The following is a 17,963-nucleotide window of genomic DNA, read 5'->3' as shown; positions in this document are numbered from 1 at the left end:
ATAGCCCAAAGCAACGCTGCCGTATTGCTGTAACCTACTTTTTTGGTTTGTTATTTACGTACAGGCTGTTTGTATTTTACCTATCTTTAAGTAGCTGCCATGCCGCACATTAACTAAATTTGCCTCTTATGACAACACTCAACACTATGCCAACAAACAGTAAAATACACGAAGGCCGCAACGTAAAACGTTTCAGGGAAATGCTGGGCATTAAACAGGATGCCCTGGCCTACGAGCTGGGCGAGGACTGGAACCAGCAAAAGATCTCCCTGCTGGAACAAAAAGAAACCATCGATGCTCCCCTGCTGAAACGCGTGGCCGATATTATGAAACTGCCCGTAGATGCTTTTAAAAATATGACGGATGAGCAGGCTGTGAATATTATTTCTAATACCGTTACTAATAATGATAATGCAATAATGCATTCGTTGTATAATCACTATCCAACTTTTAATCCTATTGATAAAGTTGTTCAGCTTTATGATGAAAAGATTGCGTTGTATGAAAGAATGCTGAAGGAAAAAGACGAGATGATGGCCCGACTGGAGAAGTTGATAAAAATAAATTGAAAAACGATAACTGCACGAAAATATGGGAGAATTTTCAAAACGTATAGGTGAAGTTGGAGAAGAAATTGTTGTTGATTTTCTTACTCTAATTGGTTGGCATAACCCAGTTAGAAACTTTGATATTCCAAGTATTGATCCTGAAAAACATGAGAAAAGCACTCATGGTATTGATGCCTATTTTCATTATAAAAGCCCCGTGATATCAAGAACACTTGAAAATATTTTAATTTCAGTTAAATATAGTAAGGATAAATATCCTAATGCACCTGTAGAAAAGTTTAAGTCATATTATCGTGATATAGGAATGGCAGTTGAGTCTTTCAAGAAATCTGAAATAAGAACAAGAAACATCAACAGTCGTTCTAATATTGAAACGACTTTTGATAGAGGTGTGATATTTTGGCTAAATAATGTGAATGATGATTCGGTTGATTTATTAGAAAAATTATCAAAACTAGAAGCCCCTAAAGACTACAACCACGATGGCGTCTTTCTTGTGGATAATAAGAAAATAGAGTTTTTTTTCTCAGCCATAGAGTATGTAAAACGTAAATTCCCCGGGAAGGAAGTCGAATTTACATATTTTAGCACAGGATTAAACAACGATAATGAAACACCAAAAAACGGGAAAATAATGCCAGTGCAGTATTTAGGCTCTAATATTTTACCTATGAGAGTTCAAGACAGCGCTGATAAAAATACTTTAATCCTTGTTTCGAGAGAAAAATTTGAAGAAGAAGAACTGATTAAATTAATCGGCTTAGCCAAAAATATTACTGCAAATTATCAATCTAATACAATAATTGCTTTCCCTGATTATAACCGGGTACAACATGAGCAACTTGTGGATAATGCGAAGCTAATAGTTGAAGAGGCGTCTTTTACAAATACTCTTTCCGTAGAAAACTATAATCCTAATTTTAGAAATTAATGGAAAAGATAAATGAGAACATTAATAGATTTCTTCCTTTTGGAGATTCTTTGAGGGCGATTTTGCAACATGATTCGATAAAAGATAGAGAAAGAAGGCAACTTCTGAGGATGAAAGGTGTCTTTGTTAATAATTGTGATGAGGATAGCTCCTTCCCTATTTTAACTACTTCATTATTAAGCCCTAACGAATTCGAGTTTCTGAAAGAAAGATTCCAGGCAAAAGAAGACAGAGAAAAAACTATCACAAGAACATTAGAGTGGGAAACAGATAAAACTCTGATCGCCGCTGTACCGGATAATTTTAATATTCAGGAAATAATTAAAACGAACTTCCCTAAGTATAAAGTAATAGGAAACCCAAATTTCACAATGGTTGATAATAATCCAAACAAAGTATGTTTGGATTTTAAGTGTGAGACAAATAACTATAGCAAGCCGTGGTTTAGAGGTAAAAGTGAATTCAAAGGAAAAGTCACATTTGAAAAAATTACGTCGATAGACAACAAAGTGCAATTACAAATTATTCATACCTCCCCCGAAACAACTGATATAGCTGAAAAAGTTTCGAAACATTTGGAAAGATATTTTAAAGCAAATAATTATATGAATCCTAAAAAAGAGATTCAACGAATTCTTTACAGAGATTTTACGAATGAGGAAAGGATTCAGTTTTTATTAAGCATGACCGAAGGTAATGATGTTTTTACATATACAAGAGCTACCTTTTTAGATATTGGCCCAGACCCTTCAGAAGCGCTACACGAAGATATCAGATGGCTCGAATTAGCAAAAGTTCGAGAATTAAATATAAATGGGGAAAAGTTGCATGAGCTTCCTTTTCTAAAGGAAAAGGATTTGCATAAGTATATGGAATTGTCCGAAATGGAAATTATTTATGATTTTCAGTTGCCTTCAATCGAAGGTAACTGTACTATTAGATTTGGCTTTTTAGGTTACGATTTTAAAAAGCGAATTGGGAGTATAGAATTTGTTGTAGATATTCCTAAAATTCAACCAAAAGATCAATATTCAGCTGTTCCTTTTTCATCGATTAAAACTCAACTTTTTAGAGAGTTTGAGAAATTCAAAACTGAAAAATACGAATGGTGTAAACTTCAAAATCTAAAAACTCAATATACTCCGACCTCATGACCAGTTTAGACTTCACACAAGTTAAAATTCAGAATTTAATAACTCATCATATTGGAAATAAACTTAGAGATGAGAGTGTTTTACTTTCGAATGAACCCACAGACTTATCAACTGATACAAAAGATTTTTTACTAAAGTACTTTTTATTGCCTATCAAAACCGATGAATTCTTTTGTTTTTCACATCCCGTAAAATTAGAATTGAATGGTGTTTTTTCTGTTGTCGAAGAGATTTTTTCAAGCCCTACAAAATTTATTCAGAACTCACAAGATATTGCTAAACTACTTTATGATCAATCTTTACATCCAAAAATAAAGGAAGGAGAGTTGAATATTGTGTTGTTCTCAAATGTTGTTTTGGACGACCAAATAATTGATGCCATTGGTATTTTTAAATCAGAAACTAATGTTCCTTTTTTGAAGATGAAAAACCGAGAATCGAAATTCATTATTAATCACGAATATGGATTTGATATTAAAGGGATAGATAAGGGTTGTATTATTTTTAACACTGATCCAAAAAAAGGCTATAGAGTATTAATCATTGACAATGCGAGCAAATCGGCAGAGGCACAATATTGGAGAGATGATTTTTTGAAAATAAAACCTATTGCAAATGAATTTCATCAAACTAATCAATTTTTGGGAATCGCCAAGCAATTTGTAACTAAAAAACTTGATGAGGATTTTGAAGTAAGTAAGGCGGATAAAATCGATTTACTTAATCGCTCTGTTGATTATTTTAAAACGCATGATACCTTCGACAAACAAGAGTTTGAGACGGAAGTTTTTCACCACTCAAATATTATTAAATCTTTCAGGCAGTTTGATGAAGCTTACCGGCAAGAAAATGAAGTTGATTTGTCAGACAACTTTGAGATATCCACACAAGCAGTAAAAAAGCAGGCAAGAGTTTTTAAAAATGTGTTGAAGCTTGACAAAAATTTTCATATCTACATACATGGAAGTAGGGAGCTTATTGAACAGGGGGTTGATGAAAGTGGCCGAAAGTATTATAAAATCTATTACGATAATGAAACCTAATTTGTGTTGATAGGTGAGTGATAGCAGCGAATAGCAATGCCGAGGGAATAATTTGAATATTGTTACCTAAAGGAATAATGATTAACTTGACTTGTATTATATAAGATTTTCATGCCTCCTTTTCACGGTTTATCTGCAACGTATAATAATTCTTAACGGTCATACCATCCAGATAATTGAAGCGGACATCTTAATTCTGTTGTCCCCATCTGATCCCACCATCGTGCCAGCGATACGCGTATAAGTGTGCCTGCTGGTATTATTTTAACGGCATCGTCATAACCAATATATGGTATGTTATACCATGTGTCATTTGAGTTACAGCTATATCTTGTTTTTTTATAATAAATGTTTTTTCTTAGAGTCTGGTTGGGGATCCAAAAACCTACACTTTGTGTAGGTATGTCAGCTTTGTTAATATATCCACTTCCATTATCTGTCCATTGTAATTTGCCGTCAAACAACTCTTCAGGACTACCCTCCCAAACAGGAACACCCATATTTCGAATGAAATCTAGCATACGTACTTGTAATGGTTCAACCAAGTCGTATGATTGAACTATTACATCTTCAATATGTGGAGGGTCTATCTTGGATTTTGAAGTAAACTTCATGTTGTAAATAAAGCCAGGACTAAGATCGGTGTTTTCGGGCGGATAGTTGCCATTGTTCATGATAAGGCGTATGCTTTTCCCTTCAAGCGTAAGGCCTCCTACGCAGCATTGACCGTGGTGCATACGGGTTTTGGAAACAATAAGAACATTCATGGTGTGGTTTTATAAATGGTTAATATGGTAGTAGTAGGTATTGTGCAACTTTTCGGCTACAATAGATCGATGGCATGCCTCTGAATGTTCTTCTACACAAAAGAGTGCTATTCTATGCGCACCTTCTCTGTAAAGAGACTCCAAAAAGTTATCAAAGTCGAAGTTTTTCAGAATACGATTTTTATATTCTATTATAAAAACCTTTCCTAATTCTTTCCTTTGCGTTTTAAGCTCACCTTTTTCAAGATCAATTTGTTTTTGAAGTTCGCGAATCGCAGTTGTTGGTGCCAGTGTGTCGATATAACCGTATTTGATATTAAGTTCTTTAAGCCTATGTTGTAGCCGATTACTGTTTACAAACGCATATTGAGACCCCCGTACCCCTCTTCGCTGCCTTATATCCAGAAAGGTATCAATGCGGTTTTGAACCAGCTTATTAAAAAACTCGCTTTCCGAGCAATTGTAAACTCCAATTGTAAAGAATTCCATGGCAAAGGCTATAGGTAGGCCTTCCGTGATTTGCCGCTTATTTGATTACCAAATAGATCAAAATCCGAAAGGCCCTTGTTTAACTCATTAATAATTGTTGCCTGATCTTTTAATCGACCATTTTCATCAATATGTTTGAGCTGAATATGCTGTTTGCTTAATTCTTGTCCAATGAGTTTTGAGCGGTGGCATTCGCAAGGCTTGCTTTCACTACACATGATGACAGTTGCGAGATTTTTACTATACGCCGTTTTTAATCTATTAATGCCTTGTAAAAAGAAGTCCTTAGCTTTTACCTTTGTATAATCAACTTTTCCTTCATCATCGTAACAAGTGGGGTCTTCTGGCCTTCCTCCCAATGAATCACCCATATATACATAGGTAATATTATGGGATTCCAAGAAAAGTTTTAAGTGATTTTGGTTGTATTGTGGATTGTATTTTGAGTATGGTTGCGAACGAACATCAATCAAATATTGGACATTAAATTCCTGTAGCAACAGAAGAAAGTCTTCACTTTTCCTGGCCCCATGCCCAATACTGTATAATGGCTGCTTTTCCACAATTCAAATTTACATATTTATGCAGAAATGTAAAAATTATGAAATTTTGTTTTTGGGCTTATTATGTTAAATGTTTGCGTGAGGGATAGCAGCGGATACCCCGGTGAGGCCATTGTGCGATGGTCCCGAATGCTTTCGGGATTCCGGAGTAACAGCGAATAGCCCGGCCGCGGGTATGGGGCTGTTGTATTTTTACCAAAAGGCATGGTGATTAACCTGCCCCATACCCGGGGGCACGTCATAAATAATTATATATTATTGAGCAGCCGGCTTTTCCATACAAAGCTCAATTAAAACCCCATTAGTGTTTTTAGGGTGTAAAAAACAAACCAGTTTATTATCGGCCCCTTGTTTGGGGGTTTCGTTTAATAAGGTAAAGCCGGCGGCTGCCAGGCGTTTCATTTCGGCATCAATATCCGCTACCGCAAAAGCAATATGGTGTATGCCTTCGCCTTTTTTTTCAATGAATTTGGCAATTACGCCATCGGGGCTTGCGCTTTCCAGCAGTTCAATTTTATTGGGGCCGGCGTTAAAAAAAGCGGTGTTCACATTTTCGGCAGCTACCAGCTCGGTTTTATAACAGGGCGTGTTTAATAATTGCTCGTACAGGGGTATGGCCGCCTCCAGCGATTTTACGGCAATGCCAATATGTTCTATTTTATCCATCATCGGGCTTTAGTTTTGCAGCAAAGGTAACAGGTGTTGCCAGTTTAACTGGCGGGCAAAATCAAGCGCGGTTTTGCCACTGCCGGTGCGGGCATTTTTATCGGCCCCATGTTGCAGTAATAAAGCCACGGAGGTTTTATTGCCGGCAATGGTTTCGTTATGCAACAGGGTATAACCCTGCTCATCGGCATTGCTGATCTCGGCCGGGTGTTGTTGTAAAAATTCAAGAAACTTTTCTTCCATGTTTTTGCTCATGGGGTGCTCCTCCAGGTTTTGGGGTTCGGTTAACTGGTTGCGCACTACATATACGGCCCCGTTATCGGGGAATTGCAGGCCCCAGGCTGTATCATGTTCCTCTCTTTCTTCATCATCCATCTGCGCCCGCATTACCTGCAGGGTATAACCGCCATAGGGCTGGCCTTCGCAGATGATTAACCAGTCGCTTATCTGGTTTAGCGGCACGGCCACTTCATCACCCTCCTCTATATTGGTTAACTCGTTAGGGCTATTGATGAGTACACCGCTGATGGTATCGCCATCAAAGTTGATATCGTTTACCCACATATGCTCTACCAGTGGCTCCTCCTCACCGGGTATTTGTTGCATAAAAGCCACTTTAACCGCGGCCATATCCAGGGCGGGTATAATACGGCGGTATTCCCAGGATAGCTCACGCCAGAAGTATTTAAAATTGTCCTGTGCATCTTTATAAGCGGCCAGCATGGCTGCATCATCGCCGGGGGCAAAAAAGCTTATTGAATCTGTCATAATTAATGGTGTTTAAAGTTTAAAGTTGGGGACGCGTTCAGCATTCAGCATTCAGCATTCAGCTTAAAACTTTAAGTGCCGTAAGGTAAACCTTTTGGTTTAGTTTTGTGTTGCAATTACCTTAACATAACATGGCGCCATTACCGGTTTATATGGATTATAATGCTACCACACCCTGTGATGAAAGGGTGCTGGCTGCTATGTTGCCTTTTTTTACCCAACATTATGGCAATGCGGCCAGTAAACACCACAGTTTTGGCTGGAGTGCCCAGGCCGCGGTAGATATAGCCCGGCAGCAGGTAGCCACTTTAGTAGGTGCTACTGACAAAGAAATAGTATTTACCTCGGGTGCCACAGAAGCCGTTAACCTGGCCATTAAAGGGGTAGCCGAGTTATATGCCATAAAGGGCAACCATATTATTACCACGGCGGTAGAGCATAGTGCGGTACTGGATACCTGCCGCTACCTGGAAAAGAAAGGAATAGAAGTTACCTACTTACCGGTGGATGCCAGCGGGCAGATAAATGTACAGGAGCTGGAAGCGGCCATACGCCCCACTACCATTTTAATTGCCGCCATGTATGCCAATAATGAAACGGGCACCATCTTCCCCGTTAAAACCATCGGCGCTATAGCCAAACAACATAGTGTATTGTTTTTTACCGATGCTACACAGGCCGTGGGCAAATTACCTATTGATGTAGTAGCGGAGGATATTGACCTGCTGGCCCTGTCGGCCCATAAATTATACGGCCCCAAAGGCGTAGGCGCTTTATACATACGCCGCCGCAACCCGCGGGTACAGTTACAGGCCCAGCTACAGGGCGGTGGCCACGAACAGGGCTGGCGCAGCGGCACCCTGAATGTACCGGGTATTGTGGGGTTGGGCAAGGCCTGCAGCCTGGCAGCCGAGAGTATGCAAGCCGAAAACGAAAGGCTGATTTTATTGCGTAACAGGCTGGAACAGGGGCTTTTAGCCCTGCCCGAAACTTATGTGAATGGCGATAAACAAAATCGTTTGTCACATGTTAGTAATATTAGCTTCCGTTATGTGCCGAACCAGGCCCTGATTACGGGTGTAACCAAACATATTGCGGTATCTTCGGGCTCGGCCTGTGCCAGCGCTTCGGGGCAACCCTCGCACGTGTTACTGGCCATGGGGCGGGGTAATCAGATAGCCCGTAGCTCACTACGGTTTAGCCTGGGCCGGTTTACTACCGAAGAAGAGGTAAACACCGTGATAGAGCTGGTAACGGCAACGGTAAATACTATACGAAGCCAGGATATGGTATGGCAGTTGGCACAAAAAGATGAATTGCCGGATGCTGCCGATTGGAAACTTTAAACAAAACGAATGAAACCCGGTATATCCGGATAAATATAGAAACATGACCACTGCAACATTGGATAATGCCATTTATGTAAGCGATAAAGCAAAAGAGCGTGTATTAAGCCTGATGGCCGAAAAGAACCAGACTATTGAAGAAGGTTATTTTTTACGTGTAAGCGTAGTAGGCGGCGGCTGCTCGGGCCTGAGCTATAAAATGGATTTTGATAAGGAGAATAAACCTACCGACCAGGTGTTTGAACACAACGGCATTAAGGTAGTAACCGATTTAAAAAGCTTTTTATACCTGGTAAATACCACCCTGGAGTTTTCGGACGGCCTGAACGGTAAAGGATTTTTCTTTAACAACCCCAATGCCAGCCGTACCTGTGCGTGCGGAGAGAGTTTCGCAGTGTAGGGAAGTTCAAGGGTTTAAAAGTTCAAAGGTTCAAAGGTTGAAGAACGTTTAAGGTTTTATGTTTAAAGTTTAAAGTGGGAGACGGGTTAAGCGTTTAGCTTTCAGCAAACAAAGTTCAAGGGTTCAAAAGTTCAAAGGTTCAAGTGTTGACAACGTCTAAGGTTTTATGTTTAAGGTTTAAAGTGGGGGACGGGTTAAGCGTTTAGCCTTCTGCTTTTGGCTTTCAGCTTTCTGCCTTTATCCTTCCTCCTTCATCCTTTCACCTTTTCCCCTCCACCTTTCCCCTTATAATCGTACCTTTGCACCCATTTTATGCATGCAAATGAATTTAGAAAATTTATATAAAAAAGCTGCTGCCTTTGAGTTTTTAACGGTGGAAGAAGGGGTTTATTTATACCACCATGCCCCGCTTACCGACCTGATGCTGATTGCCGATGAATTGCGCAAGCAACAGGTGCCCCACGGTAAAGTAACCTGGCAGATTGATCGCAATGTAAACACCACCAATGTGTGTATTGCCAACTGCAAGTTTTGTAATTTCTTCCGCATTCCCGGTCATAAGGACGCCTATATCACCGATATGTCGGTGTACCGCAAAAAGATTGAAGAAACATTAAAGTATGGCGGTGACCAGCTGTTATTACAGGGCGGCCACCACCCCGACCTGGGCCTGCAGTTTTATGTGGATACTTTTAAACAGATAAAGGCCGAGTTTCCCGATATACGTTTACATGCTTTGGGCCCGCCCGAAGTAGCGCACATAGTAAAATTAGAGAAGAGTACCCATCATGAAGTGCTGGCTGCCTTACAGGCTGCGGGCATGGATAGTTTACCCGGTGCCGGCGCGGAGATATTGATTGACAGGGTGCGCCGCCTGATATCCAAAGGCAAATGCGGCTCGCAGGAATGGCTGGATATTATGCACGAAGCGCATAAGCTGAATATTACTACTTCGGCCACCATGATGTTTGGCCATGTAGAGACCATTGAAGAACGTTTTGAGCACCTGGTAAAAATAAGAGAGGTACAAAGCCGCAAGCCTGAACATGCCAAAGGCTTTTTGGCCTTTATTGCCTGGACCTTCCAGGATGTTGATACTTTACTTACGCGTATACGTGGTGTACACAACCTGACCACCGCCGATGAATATATACGCATGGTAGCGCTTTGCCGTATCATGTTACCCAATATTAAAAACATACAGGCTTCCTGGTTAACGGTGGGCAAGCAAACGGCACAGATGTGTTTGCATAGCGGCGCTAACGATTTTGGCAGCATTATGATTGAGGAGAATGTGGTAAGCGCTGCCGGTGCACCACACCGCTTTACCTATAAAACCATACAGGATGCCATAAGGGAAGCGGGCTTTGAGCCGCAGCTGCGCAACCAGCAGTACGAGTGGCGCGAGATACCGGAGACTATCCAGGAGCAGGTGGTTGATTATTAAGACTAATTTTTATTTACTACTTATAGTTTTGCAATGAATCCGAACAGTTTATTTGCCTGGTTTAGAAAGATAGCATGGATAGAAGGGGTATCGTATTTATTACTGGTGTTAATAGCCATGCCTTTAAAATACTGGTTCGATCAGCCGCAATGGGTACGCATCATCGGCTCGGCACACGGCGCTTTGTTTGTGGCTTTTATTATACTGGCCCTGCTGGTGATGGTAAAGTATAAACGGAGTATAGTATGGGGTATTAAAGCATTTATATCCTCCTTATTACCCTTTGGTACTTTTTACATGGAAAAATTCTGGAAAAAGGAAGAGGCAGAATTTGTGGCCAAACAGGCGCAATAAATAATAATGAACGAATAAAAGAAAAGGGAGGCATGGCCTCCTTTTTTTGTGAACAGAAACTATCATTACAGTACGGTTACGTTATAAAATATATACATGCAATGACCGTAGCTGGTTATGGGGAGAAATGCTGCTTATAAAAACGTTTAATTAAGCGGCAAGCTTTATTTTTGTTATACACCCGAACTATCTATGCTTCGAAACCCGCCTGTAAAATGGTATACCCCTGCCTTATGCCTGTTGTTTATAATAATGACAAGCCGGTTAAGTGCCCAGTACGATTTCTTTTTACATAAAACCTATCCCGAAAAAGTAGCCATCATCGATACTTTTTATGCCCGGGTAATATGGCTTAGTGATACGGCAAAATCATTGGCAGAAATGCAGGCATTGATTGATTTTGGTAAAAAACATAAAGACCGGGAGCTGGAGCTGGAAGGGGAATTAATGCGGGCTTATTATTATACCAGCCGTAGGTTTCCGGGTGTGACGGAGGACGCCTGTATGGAGCGGCTGAAAACCATTGCTGCCAAAGGGCGGAAAGAAGGCTACCTGCATATTGAAGCCCGGGCGCTGCGGGTAATGGCCGAGTTTTCGTGGCGGTGGATGGGCAATTACGAACAGGCTTTTGATTACTACCTGCAGTTAAATGACCGCATTGCCACCAGCACACCGCAGGAGTTTCCCAATATGGCGGAATATTATTACCTGATAGGAGAGCCTTATTTCTTTTTTAAAGATTATGCCAAAACCATACAGTTTATGCATAAGGCCCTCACCATACCCGAAACTGCTTTTAACTGGAAAGCCCGTTGGTCCGCCTACAATACCCTGGGGCTTTGTTACCAGCGGCTCCAGCAGCTCGACTCTTCCGATTTTTATTTTCATAAAGCATTGAACTCCGGCTTTATTACACCGCAGGCTATACAATATACTATTGCGCAGGGTAATATTGCCCAGAACTATTATACAAAAGGACAATACACTGAAGCCATGCCGCTGGTAAAGGCCGACTTTGATAACGCGGTGCTGCATAAAGATTATCCCCTGGCCGGTAATGCTGCCCTCTTGCTGGCTAATATTGCTATTAAAACAAAGAACAGCCAGGCTGCCCAACAATGGTTGCAGGCAGCCAATATTAATATTAACCTGTGCGAAAGACCTTACGAAATAAAACCATCCTACTACCGCACTACCAGTAACTGGCATACCCTTAATAACGATCCTATATTGGCTAAACTATACCTGGATTCCTCCATTATAGCCAAAGACTCGGTGGATAAAGTATTAAATGCCGTTTTCCTGGCAAGGGCCGAACAAAAAGCCTACCGGCAAAAGCTACAGGCCGAGCAGGAAAAACTCAGCTTACTGAATAAAGTAAAGAACACGCAACTGTTCACGGCCATTGTCATTATCTTTTTTGTATTGATCATAGCCGGGCTGATCTATTACACACAAAAGAAAAAACGCCTGGCACACCAGCTGGTAACGGATGCGTTGTTGCATACCAAAGAGCAGGAACTGGAAAATGCCCGGTTAAAACTGCAAAACTTCACCAATATTATTTCGGAGAAAAACTCGCTGATAGCAACCCTTACTTCCCAGGAGGCAAACAGCCAGATCATTGAACAGTTACAGCAAACGGCCATATTAACGGAGAAGGACTGGTTACAATTTAAGCAGGCATTTGAAAAGGTTTATCCAAAGTATATTCAAACCGTATCGGCCATGATACCGGGTATCACCCCATCTGAAATACGGTTAATGGTACTGAGTAAATTAAAACTATCGCGTGTGGAGATGGCGAATACGCTGGGCATCTCTCCGCAATCCATCAAAGTTACCTGGCACCGCCTGCGTAAAAAGATCAGTTCTGATGAGGATATTCAGCTGGAGGAGTTTGCTAATTCTATATAAAACAGCATAGGTTTTTTGTTTGCCGGCTGTATCACGCTGACCCGGCAGTTGTTGCGTCGCACACTTCAGCGTCCGGTTCGCTGTTCAGCCATTAGGCAATATATCGTTGGTATTCAAATCGTTAATTTCATTTTGTAAATATGGAGTAGTTTTTGTGTAACTACGTACAAAGCTTGCATTATGAAAAATACCATTCAAAAAACGACTGCCCTTTTTATTGTTATCGTTCTGCTGATAACAGCCTGTAAAAAAGATAATAACGATACAACACCCATCAAAGAAGATTACACCATAGCCAAACAGGAACTGGATATATCTTATGGTGCTGACGCCGCACAACGTTATGATGTTTATTTTCCTGAAGGTTATACGGATCAAACACCCGTAGTTTTTGTTATTCATGGCGGCGGCTTTATTGCCGGTAATAAAGAAGGCTTTACCGGTGTTGCCAAATTGTATGCGCAAAGGGGTTATGTTACAGTCAATATCAACCACCGTCTGGTTGATGCCAGCGGCATTGACCAGGTGCCCATTGTACATAAACTTTCGGCCATTAAAGTGCAGGACCAGGTGAATGATATGGCTGCTGTGGTGGAAAGTTATAAACAGAAAAGTTCAGGCTGGGGCAGTGGTACGGCTAAAATGTATATGGCCGGCCATAGTGCAGGTGCAACCTTAGCCATGTTATATGTGCAGGGTACAAAAAATACCAATGGCCAGGTAAGGGCGTCCGGTAATTTTGGCGGCTTAACTACCTTAACCGTGCCCGATACTTTTTATACCAATCCACCGGTACATGAATACTGGCCGGCATTAAAAGAACTGATCTATCGCCTTACAGGCGCTGAGTTAACCAAAGAAAATGCGTTGTATTTGATGGCTATATCACCCGACTGGGTATCTACAGCGAACCCGCCCGGCAGGCCCAATATAACCGTTATGCCAGCTTCGAATGACGATGACCTGAATTTTGCGCCCTTCTTCAGCACGGTGAATGAATCAGAAAAATACCATAACCAGTTAAGAGGACGAAACGTATTAAGTGAACGTATTATGATGAATACCGATCATGGCTTTGGCAACCACCCCGATGACTGGCGTAAAGCTGTGAATTATACGGTAGCGTTTTTCAAAAGGGTAAATTAAACGGCTAACTATTTTATCCGGGAATTTAATACCCGTTACTAATAACAGCTAAAACTGCGTTGTACAATACTGTTGGCGGTTACTTCCATAATACGGGAGTTCCAGTTATCGCAGGTTGGGTACTTGGGGTCACCCATCATATACCCGGGCAGGTCAACAAATAACCTGTCACCTACGGTAAAGGCCGAAATAATATAATTATCTACAAACGAAGGTGTGTACACCACACTGTTACCATTGTACAGGAAAACGGCATTGGGAAACTTTGCCAGTTTTACAGTAAGCTCACCAGCTTTAAAGGAGAAGAGTTTAAAAGATCTGTTCTGTAAAATATCCCTTGTCTCCTGTTCAATCTGGGCTTTATATTCCTGGCTGTTCTTGTCTACTACGGTGGCTTTGAATTTTTTTTCCAGGCTGTTACTGTCAACCAGCATTTGTGCAAAGGCTTCAATTTCGGCTTTATCGGTAATACTGTCTTCGCTTATAAACTGTATATCGGTAGAAACAGGGTTTAAAATAACGGTGTACATACCATACATGGGCGGTGGTGCAGCCTGCAGGGGTGTAATGGTATAAGTGGCAAATTCCTCCCTTACCTGTTTAGTGGTGCCGGTGGTAGAATTGAATATCTTTTTTTCATTATGGTCCAGTATATATACCGGGATATTTGCGGGGTGTTTACCGGCCAGTCCGAATTTGGGTGCAATGGCTTTATTGATAACGGTAAAGCTCATTGCCGGGGCTGACGCACCGGTAGCTGCTTTGGGTTTGGTTTGTGCGAAAGCTGAAATACTGTAAATAAAAAAGAGGACGGGTAAAAAACACTTCATATTCAGATTTTGAATAATTAAGATACATAAAAAAACGGTTGTATGAAATTTTGAAGAGTTATGATTATGTAATACTATTCACAAATAACAAATACCGGTTTTGTTTGTGACTTATTGCGATTTAAATTTTCTTTATGCTGATACTTCCCCCTTCTTTTTGTAAAAAACGAACAAGGTCATCATTACTCCGGCAAAAAAACCAGCAATGAGACCACCAATATGTGCAGCATTATCAGTATTACCCTTAAGGCCAGCTATTAAACTATACCCGATGAAAATAAGAATTGTTACAATCATACTGGCATTAACGTTTTGGTGTTCTTTCTTTACTAAAACCAATAAAGCTAAAAAGAAACCGTAAAGTCCAAATATAGCGCCAGAGGCACCCACGCTTACAACGTTGGTATGCCACCATAAGCTCGTCAGACTCGCACAGATTCCAGTAAAAAGGTATAACAGTAAAAATTTTTTGTGACCAAGTATTGGTTCTACAAACAATGATATTAGTATAAATCCTAGAGCATTCATTAACAAGTGTATTATACCCGCATGTATAAATAGACTGGTAACTAGTCGCCAATATTCGTTTTTGCCGATTGTCAGAAGTCTTATGTTGCCTCCCCAGTTTACCATATCAATTACCTGCGGTTTATAGATACTGACTCCTGAGATTAACATAGCTATGAATATCAATATATTCATATAAAGAATTATTGTCGAAATAAAGTTTTGTTTACCAGGGAGTAAAGTGGCAAATAAACCAGTCCTAGATTTTCTGGCACTTTTCTCTCTATTAAATAAAACAGATCTATAAGAACGATTGACGGAAACAGGAAAAGCAGGAACGGTATTTTGTACCCGTTTAATGATATTATCATTTGCTTTTACGATTCGTATAAGCTGTTTACCTTCTTCGCTGATCTCTATTTTAAGCGGGTCTCCGATCTCAAACCTGTCAAAATCATGACGTGGTAAATAAAGTTTCCTCAAATAACTGTCTCCGAGTTGAAGACGATATTTGTCTTTATGAAAAATCGGATTTTTCTTCTTCGCAATTACCGAGGTTATTATTATTCTTTTTACATCTGTTTGACAGGCTCTAACAGCTTTGTGCAATTTTTTAAAGTAGCTGGTTAACAAGGGGATTAAGAAAATAGTACCAAAAAAAAGCAGCGCTTTTCCATAGGTCATATTTTCAATCAAAGGTTTTTGATTAGACTTTCCGGGAAGAAAAGGGGCCACCAACCAAATTAAAGCAAAAATAATAAGCTCTAACTGGAAGTCTTTTTTTTGATTTTTTAGATTTTGGAATAACCTCTTTTTATCAGTTTCTGTTTGTAAAGAAAGAAGATGGATATCTGTAATCATGAAGACCGAATTCTCAGTATTATTTTTTATTGCAGCTTGTCCGGACTAAATTAATAAAAAATAATTATCCCGTCCTAACCTTGTCCATACTCATGCCTGTTAGTAAATGATAGGCTATAAATTGATAAAAAATAAATGGTAGATTAATGCTGCAGCAGAGGTTGTACAGGCTCTGCTGTCTAAAGACCTGCAATCTGTTTATTGTATGCCGCATTCAATCTTTCAATGGTTTGAAGATACAAAACAGTATTTGAATCTTTTATCCAGTTATAACTGCCCAATATTTCAACCTCCATGGCATGCTGCATCTTTTGTATAAAAAAGTTTGGGATCCAGCAATACAGTTTGGTATTGGTAATATAAAACCAGGTATCAATGGGAGGAATGTCCGACTCATCAATAAAGCCGTTTGATATTGCGCAAGGGGCGCCGTCATGTGTGGTGACATCTATTTCAAATTCGAGTATTTCACCCAGCTGATGCATGTTTTTAAAATAGATAAAGCCATCCTTTTTATACGCTAAGGCATCCTTGAGTAAGGCTGCATAATTGAAAGGTAGGTTAGGTGTTTGTGCAAACTCCGGCGTATCACCTTCATACCGGTAAAATGGCCTTCCTTCATAAACCGGGTTGTTGGAACGAAGTATGGTTGAATAGTTGACCTTTGTTATATCATCAATCCCCGCAATTACTTTTTCTGTCCAGTTAATGGTGCGGACAAGGTTGGCATAAAACTCACTGGAAAAATAATAGTCCCGGTTATATAAACTTGCATAGTCCCCGGACTTGATTTTCGGGGCTGTAACTGGTTTTTTTTCGTTAAAAAGACCTGTTATGTATTGAAAGACACGTTTCATAAAAATAAAAAGAGGGGATTTATTTTTTCTTTAATCTTTCGAATAGTAAGGATGCAAAACTTTTAACGCCTGTTTTAATACAGTCTTCATCTACTTTAAAACCCGGACTATGATTCAATGCATTGATTCCTTTTGCAGCATTAGAGCCTCCGAGGAAGAAATAAACGCCCGGTATTTTTTGCTGGAAATAAGCAAAATCATCATTAAAAAACGGCACCTGGCCATAATCGGCGGCAACGGCATTTTTACCATAAATGTTTTGTAAGGTAGTAATGGCAGCAGCCGTTAATTTTTTATCGTTGATAATGGTTGGGTTTTCCTGTATAAAAGAAACGTCCAGCAACTGGTCTTTATTATTACCGGCTATTATTACCTGTTTCACTGTAGGAATAATACCAGGCAGGTTAGCGGCATTGGTTTCGTACAGGTAAGCTTCCAGGAATAAACTGTCATTCTTTGTATAGGTGGTAAAGGATTCGTCCATGATCAGGTAATCCTTAAAAGTAGTATTAGGATTTGTTAACCCGGTTTTAGGATCACGGATATTTTGTATTTCCCAGGGCCTGCTGCCGGCAGTGGAACGGGAAAGGGTGCTATGAATTTTTTTGGTCAGTGCTTTTGCTTCCTCTTTGGATAATTCATTTTTTAACAGGATGCGTATTCGTTTTTGGTAGGCAAACATCTCACCGGGTTTTACCATTATTTCTCCCACCGGCAGGGCCGTTACATGTAAACCATATATCTCGTCCGGTTTAATGTCGTCAAACAGGCCTTTGACGATCATGTTTTTGGCTCCTTTGAATGTTTCTTCCTCCGGCTGAAAAATAAAATAGACCGTTCCCGGTAATTCTTTTTTGTTTTTGGCCAGCACTTCAGCGATGCCCAGCGCAATGGTCATATGTATATCGTGCCCGCAACCATGCTGCACTCCTTTGATGGTTGATCTAAAGTCCACTTCATCAGGAAAGTCGGTGGGCAGTGCATCCATATCGGCCCGCCAGGCAATTTTTTTACCTTTTTTACCGCCGTGTAAAACGCCCACCACGCTGTGGCCATACAGGTCCGTTTTTACTTCCAGTCCCAGGCCGGTCAAATATTGTATAATCGTTTCCCGGGTTAGTTTTTCCTTGCCCGCCAGTTCGGGCTTTTCATGAAATCCTCTTCGGAGCATCACCAGTTTATCAGTTATTTTATCCGTTTCTGACTGGATGAATGTATGGGTAAGGGGCGTTGTTTGCTTTTGTTGTGCATTTAAAAGGGTATGTTGACTGGAAAAAAGCAGTAATAGGGCCAGTAAAATGACTTGCATTCAAAATCTTTGATGGGTATAACGGTTCATCCCGGCGTT

At 40.4% G+C, this 17,963-nt stretch carries 19 protein-coding genes; 10 read left to right on the top strand and 9 right to left on the bottom strand.

The genetic code is table 11. From position 1 onward, the window contains the following. The first annotated feature begins 128 nt into the window (after positions 1-128). From ACFS6H_RS02645 to ACFS6H_RS02630, 4 genes are read left to right on the top strand one after another with little or no spacing between them, the layout of a single operon-like run. The gene (locus ACFS6H_RS02645) at positions 129-569 is read left to right on the top strand and encodes a helix-turn-helix domain-containing protein (protein WP_386094939.1); all 441 of its coding nucleotides are present in this window, start codon (positions 129-131) and stop codon (positions 567-569) included. Positions 570-591: 22 nt separating this feature from the next. Next, positions 592-1,500, top strand: coding sequence for a GapS4a family protein (gapS4a, locus tag ACFS6H_RS02640; RefSeq protein WP_386094937.1), 909 nt, complete (start codon positions 592-594; stop codon positions 1,498-1,500). After that, complete coding sequence (gene gapS4b / locus ACFS6H_RS02635) at positions 1,500-2,654, top strand: GapS4b family protein (RefSeq protein WP_386094935.1); 1,155 nt, start codon at positions 1,500-1,502, stop codon at positions 2,652-2,654. Before gapS4a ends, gapS4b begins: the two co-directional genes overlap by 1 nt. Further along, positions 2,651-3,697, top strand: coding sequence for a nucleoid-associated protein (locus ACFS6H_RS02630; protein ID WP_386094933.1), 1,047 nt, complete (start codon positions 2,651-2,653; stop codon positions 3,695-3,697). Before gapS4b ends, ACFS6H_RS02630 begins: the two co-directional genes overlap by 4 nt. Positions 3,698-3,849: 152 nt before the next feature. On the opposite strand, the gene ACFS6H_RS02625 is transcribed toward ACFS6H_RS02630, so the two are convergent. The 5 genes from ACFS6H_RS02625 to ACFS6H_RS02605 form a co-directional block, all read right to left on the bottom strand. Continuing rightward, positions 3,850-4,464 (bottom strand): dual OB domain-containing protein, encoded by a 615-nt coding sequence (locus tag ACFS6H_RS02625; RefSeq protein ID WP_386094931.1) that lies wholly within the window; start codon positions 4,462-4,464, stop codon positions 3,850-3,852. A 9-nt stretch (positions 4,465-4,473) separates the two neighbouring features. After that, a complete protein-coding gene (locus tag ACFS6H_RS02620; RefSeq protein WP_386094929.1) occupies positions 4,474-4,953 on the bottom strand; it encodes a DUF488 family protein in 480 nt (159 codons plus the stop codon). Positions 4,954-4,961: 8 nt separating this feature from the next. After that, entirely contained in the window at positions 4,962-5,516 is a 555-nt protein-coding gene (locus ACFS6H_RS02615; protein WP_386094928.1) for a DUF488 domain-containing protein, read from the bottom strand. A 255-nt stretch (positions 5,517-5,771) separates the two neighbouring features. After that, on the bottom strand, positions 5,772-6,185 hold the full coding sequence (gene mce / locus ACFS6H_RS02610) for a methylmalonyl-CoA epimerase (RefSeq protein ID WP_386094926.1): 414 nt from the start codon (positions 6,183-6,185) through the stop codon (positions 5,772-5,774). Positions 6,186-6,191: 6 nt separating this feature from the next. Then, on the bottom strand, positions 6,192-6,950 hold the full coding sequence (locus ACFS6H_RS02605; protein WP_386094924.1) for a DUF2314 domain-containing protein: 759 nt from the start codon (positions 6,948-6,950) through the stop codon (positions 6,192-6,194). 131 nt (positions 6,951-7,081) lie between these two features. Here ACFS6H_RS02605 and ACFS6H_RS02600 point away from each other — a divergent pair, with 131 nt between their 5' ends. The 6 genes from ACFS6H_RS02600 (at position 7,082) to ACFS6H_RS02575 (ending at position 13,560) form a co-directional block, all read left to right on the top strand. Further along, complete coding sequence (locus ACFS6H_RS02600; RefSeq protein WP_386094922.1) at positions 7,082-8,296, top strand: cysteine desulfurase family protein; 1,215 nt, start codon at positions 7,082-7,084, stop codon at positions 8,294-8,296. A 43-nt stretch (positions 8,297-8,339) separates the two neighbouring features. Continuing rightward, complete coding sequence (locus ACFS6H_RS02595) at positions 8,340-8,696, top strand: HesB/IscA family protein (RefSeq protein WP_386094920.1); 357 nt, start codon at positions 8,340-8,342, stop codon at positions 8,694-8,696. Positions 8,697-9,018: 322 nt separating this feature from the next. Continuing rightward, positions 9,019-10,143, top strand: coding sequence for a cyclic dehypoxanthinyl futalosine synthase (gene mqnC, locus ACFS6H_RS02590; RefSeq protein ID WP_386094919.1), 1,125 nt, complete (start codon positions 9,019-9,021; stop codon positions 10,141-10,143). A 33-nt stretch (positions 10,144-10,176) separates the two neighbouring features. Further along, entirely contained in the window at positions 10,177-10,497 is a 321-nt protein-coding gene (locus ACFS6H_RS02585) for a DUF3817 domain-containing protein (RefSeq protein WP_386094917.1), read from the top strand. 192 nt (positions 10,498-10,689) lie between these two features. Further along, a complete protein-coding gene (locus ACFS6H_RS02580) occupies positions 10,690-12,414 on the top strand; it encodes a tetratricopeptide repeat protein (RefSeq protein WP_386094915.1) in 1,725 nt (574 codons plus the stop codon). 180 nt (positions 12,415-12,594) lie between these two features. Beyond that, on the top strand, positions 12,595-13,560 hold the full coding sequence (locus ACFS6H_RS02575) for an alpha/beta hydrolase (RefSeq protein WP_386094913.1): 966 nt from the start codon (positions 12,595-12,597) through the stop codon (positions 13,558-13,560). Between the two features lie 38 nt (positions 13,561-13,598). Here the strand turns inward: ACFS6H_RS02575 and ACFS6H_RS02570 are convergent, their stop codons facing one another. The 4 genes from ACFS6H_RS02570 to ACFS6H_RS02555 form a co-directional block, all read right to left on the bottom strand. After that, the gene (locus ACFS6H_RS02570; RefSeq protein WP_386094911.1) at positions 13,599-14,390 is read right to left on the bottom strand and encodes a hypothetical protein; all 792 of its coding nucleotides are present in this window, start codon (positions 14,388-14,390) and stop codon (positions 13,599-13,601) included. Positions 14,391-14,522: 132 nt separating this feature from the next. Beyond that, complete coding sequence (locus ACFS6H_RS02565) at positions 14,523-15,758, bottom strand: rhomboid family intramembrane serine protease (RefSeq protein ID WP_386094909.1); 1,236 nt, start codon at positions 15,756-15,758, stop codon at positions 14,523-14,525. A gap of 179 nt (positions 15,759-15,937) precedes the next feature. Further along, a complete protein-coding gene (locus ACFS6H_RS02560; RefSeq protein WP_386094908.1) occupies positions 15,938-16,615 on the bottom strand; it encodes a hypothetical protein in 678 nt (225 codons plus the stop codon). Positions 16,616-16,634: 19 nt separating this feature from the next. Then, a complete protein-coding gene (locus tag ACFS6H_RS02555; protein ID WP_386094906.1) occupies positions 16,635-17,924 on the bottom strand; it encodes a M20 metallopeptidase family protein in 1,290 nt (429 codons plus the stop codon). Positions 17,925-17,963 lie beyond the last annotated feature (39 nt).

The sequence above is a fragment of the Terrimonas rubra genome (assembly GCF_042686025.1).
In the GTDB taxonomy this organism is placed as follows: Bacteria; Bacteroidota; Bacteroidia; order Chitinophagales; family Chitinophagaceae; genus Terrimonas; species Terrimonas rubra.
This window is presented reverse-complemented; position numbering and strand designations above follow the sequence as displayed.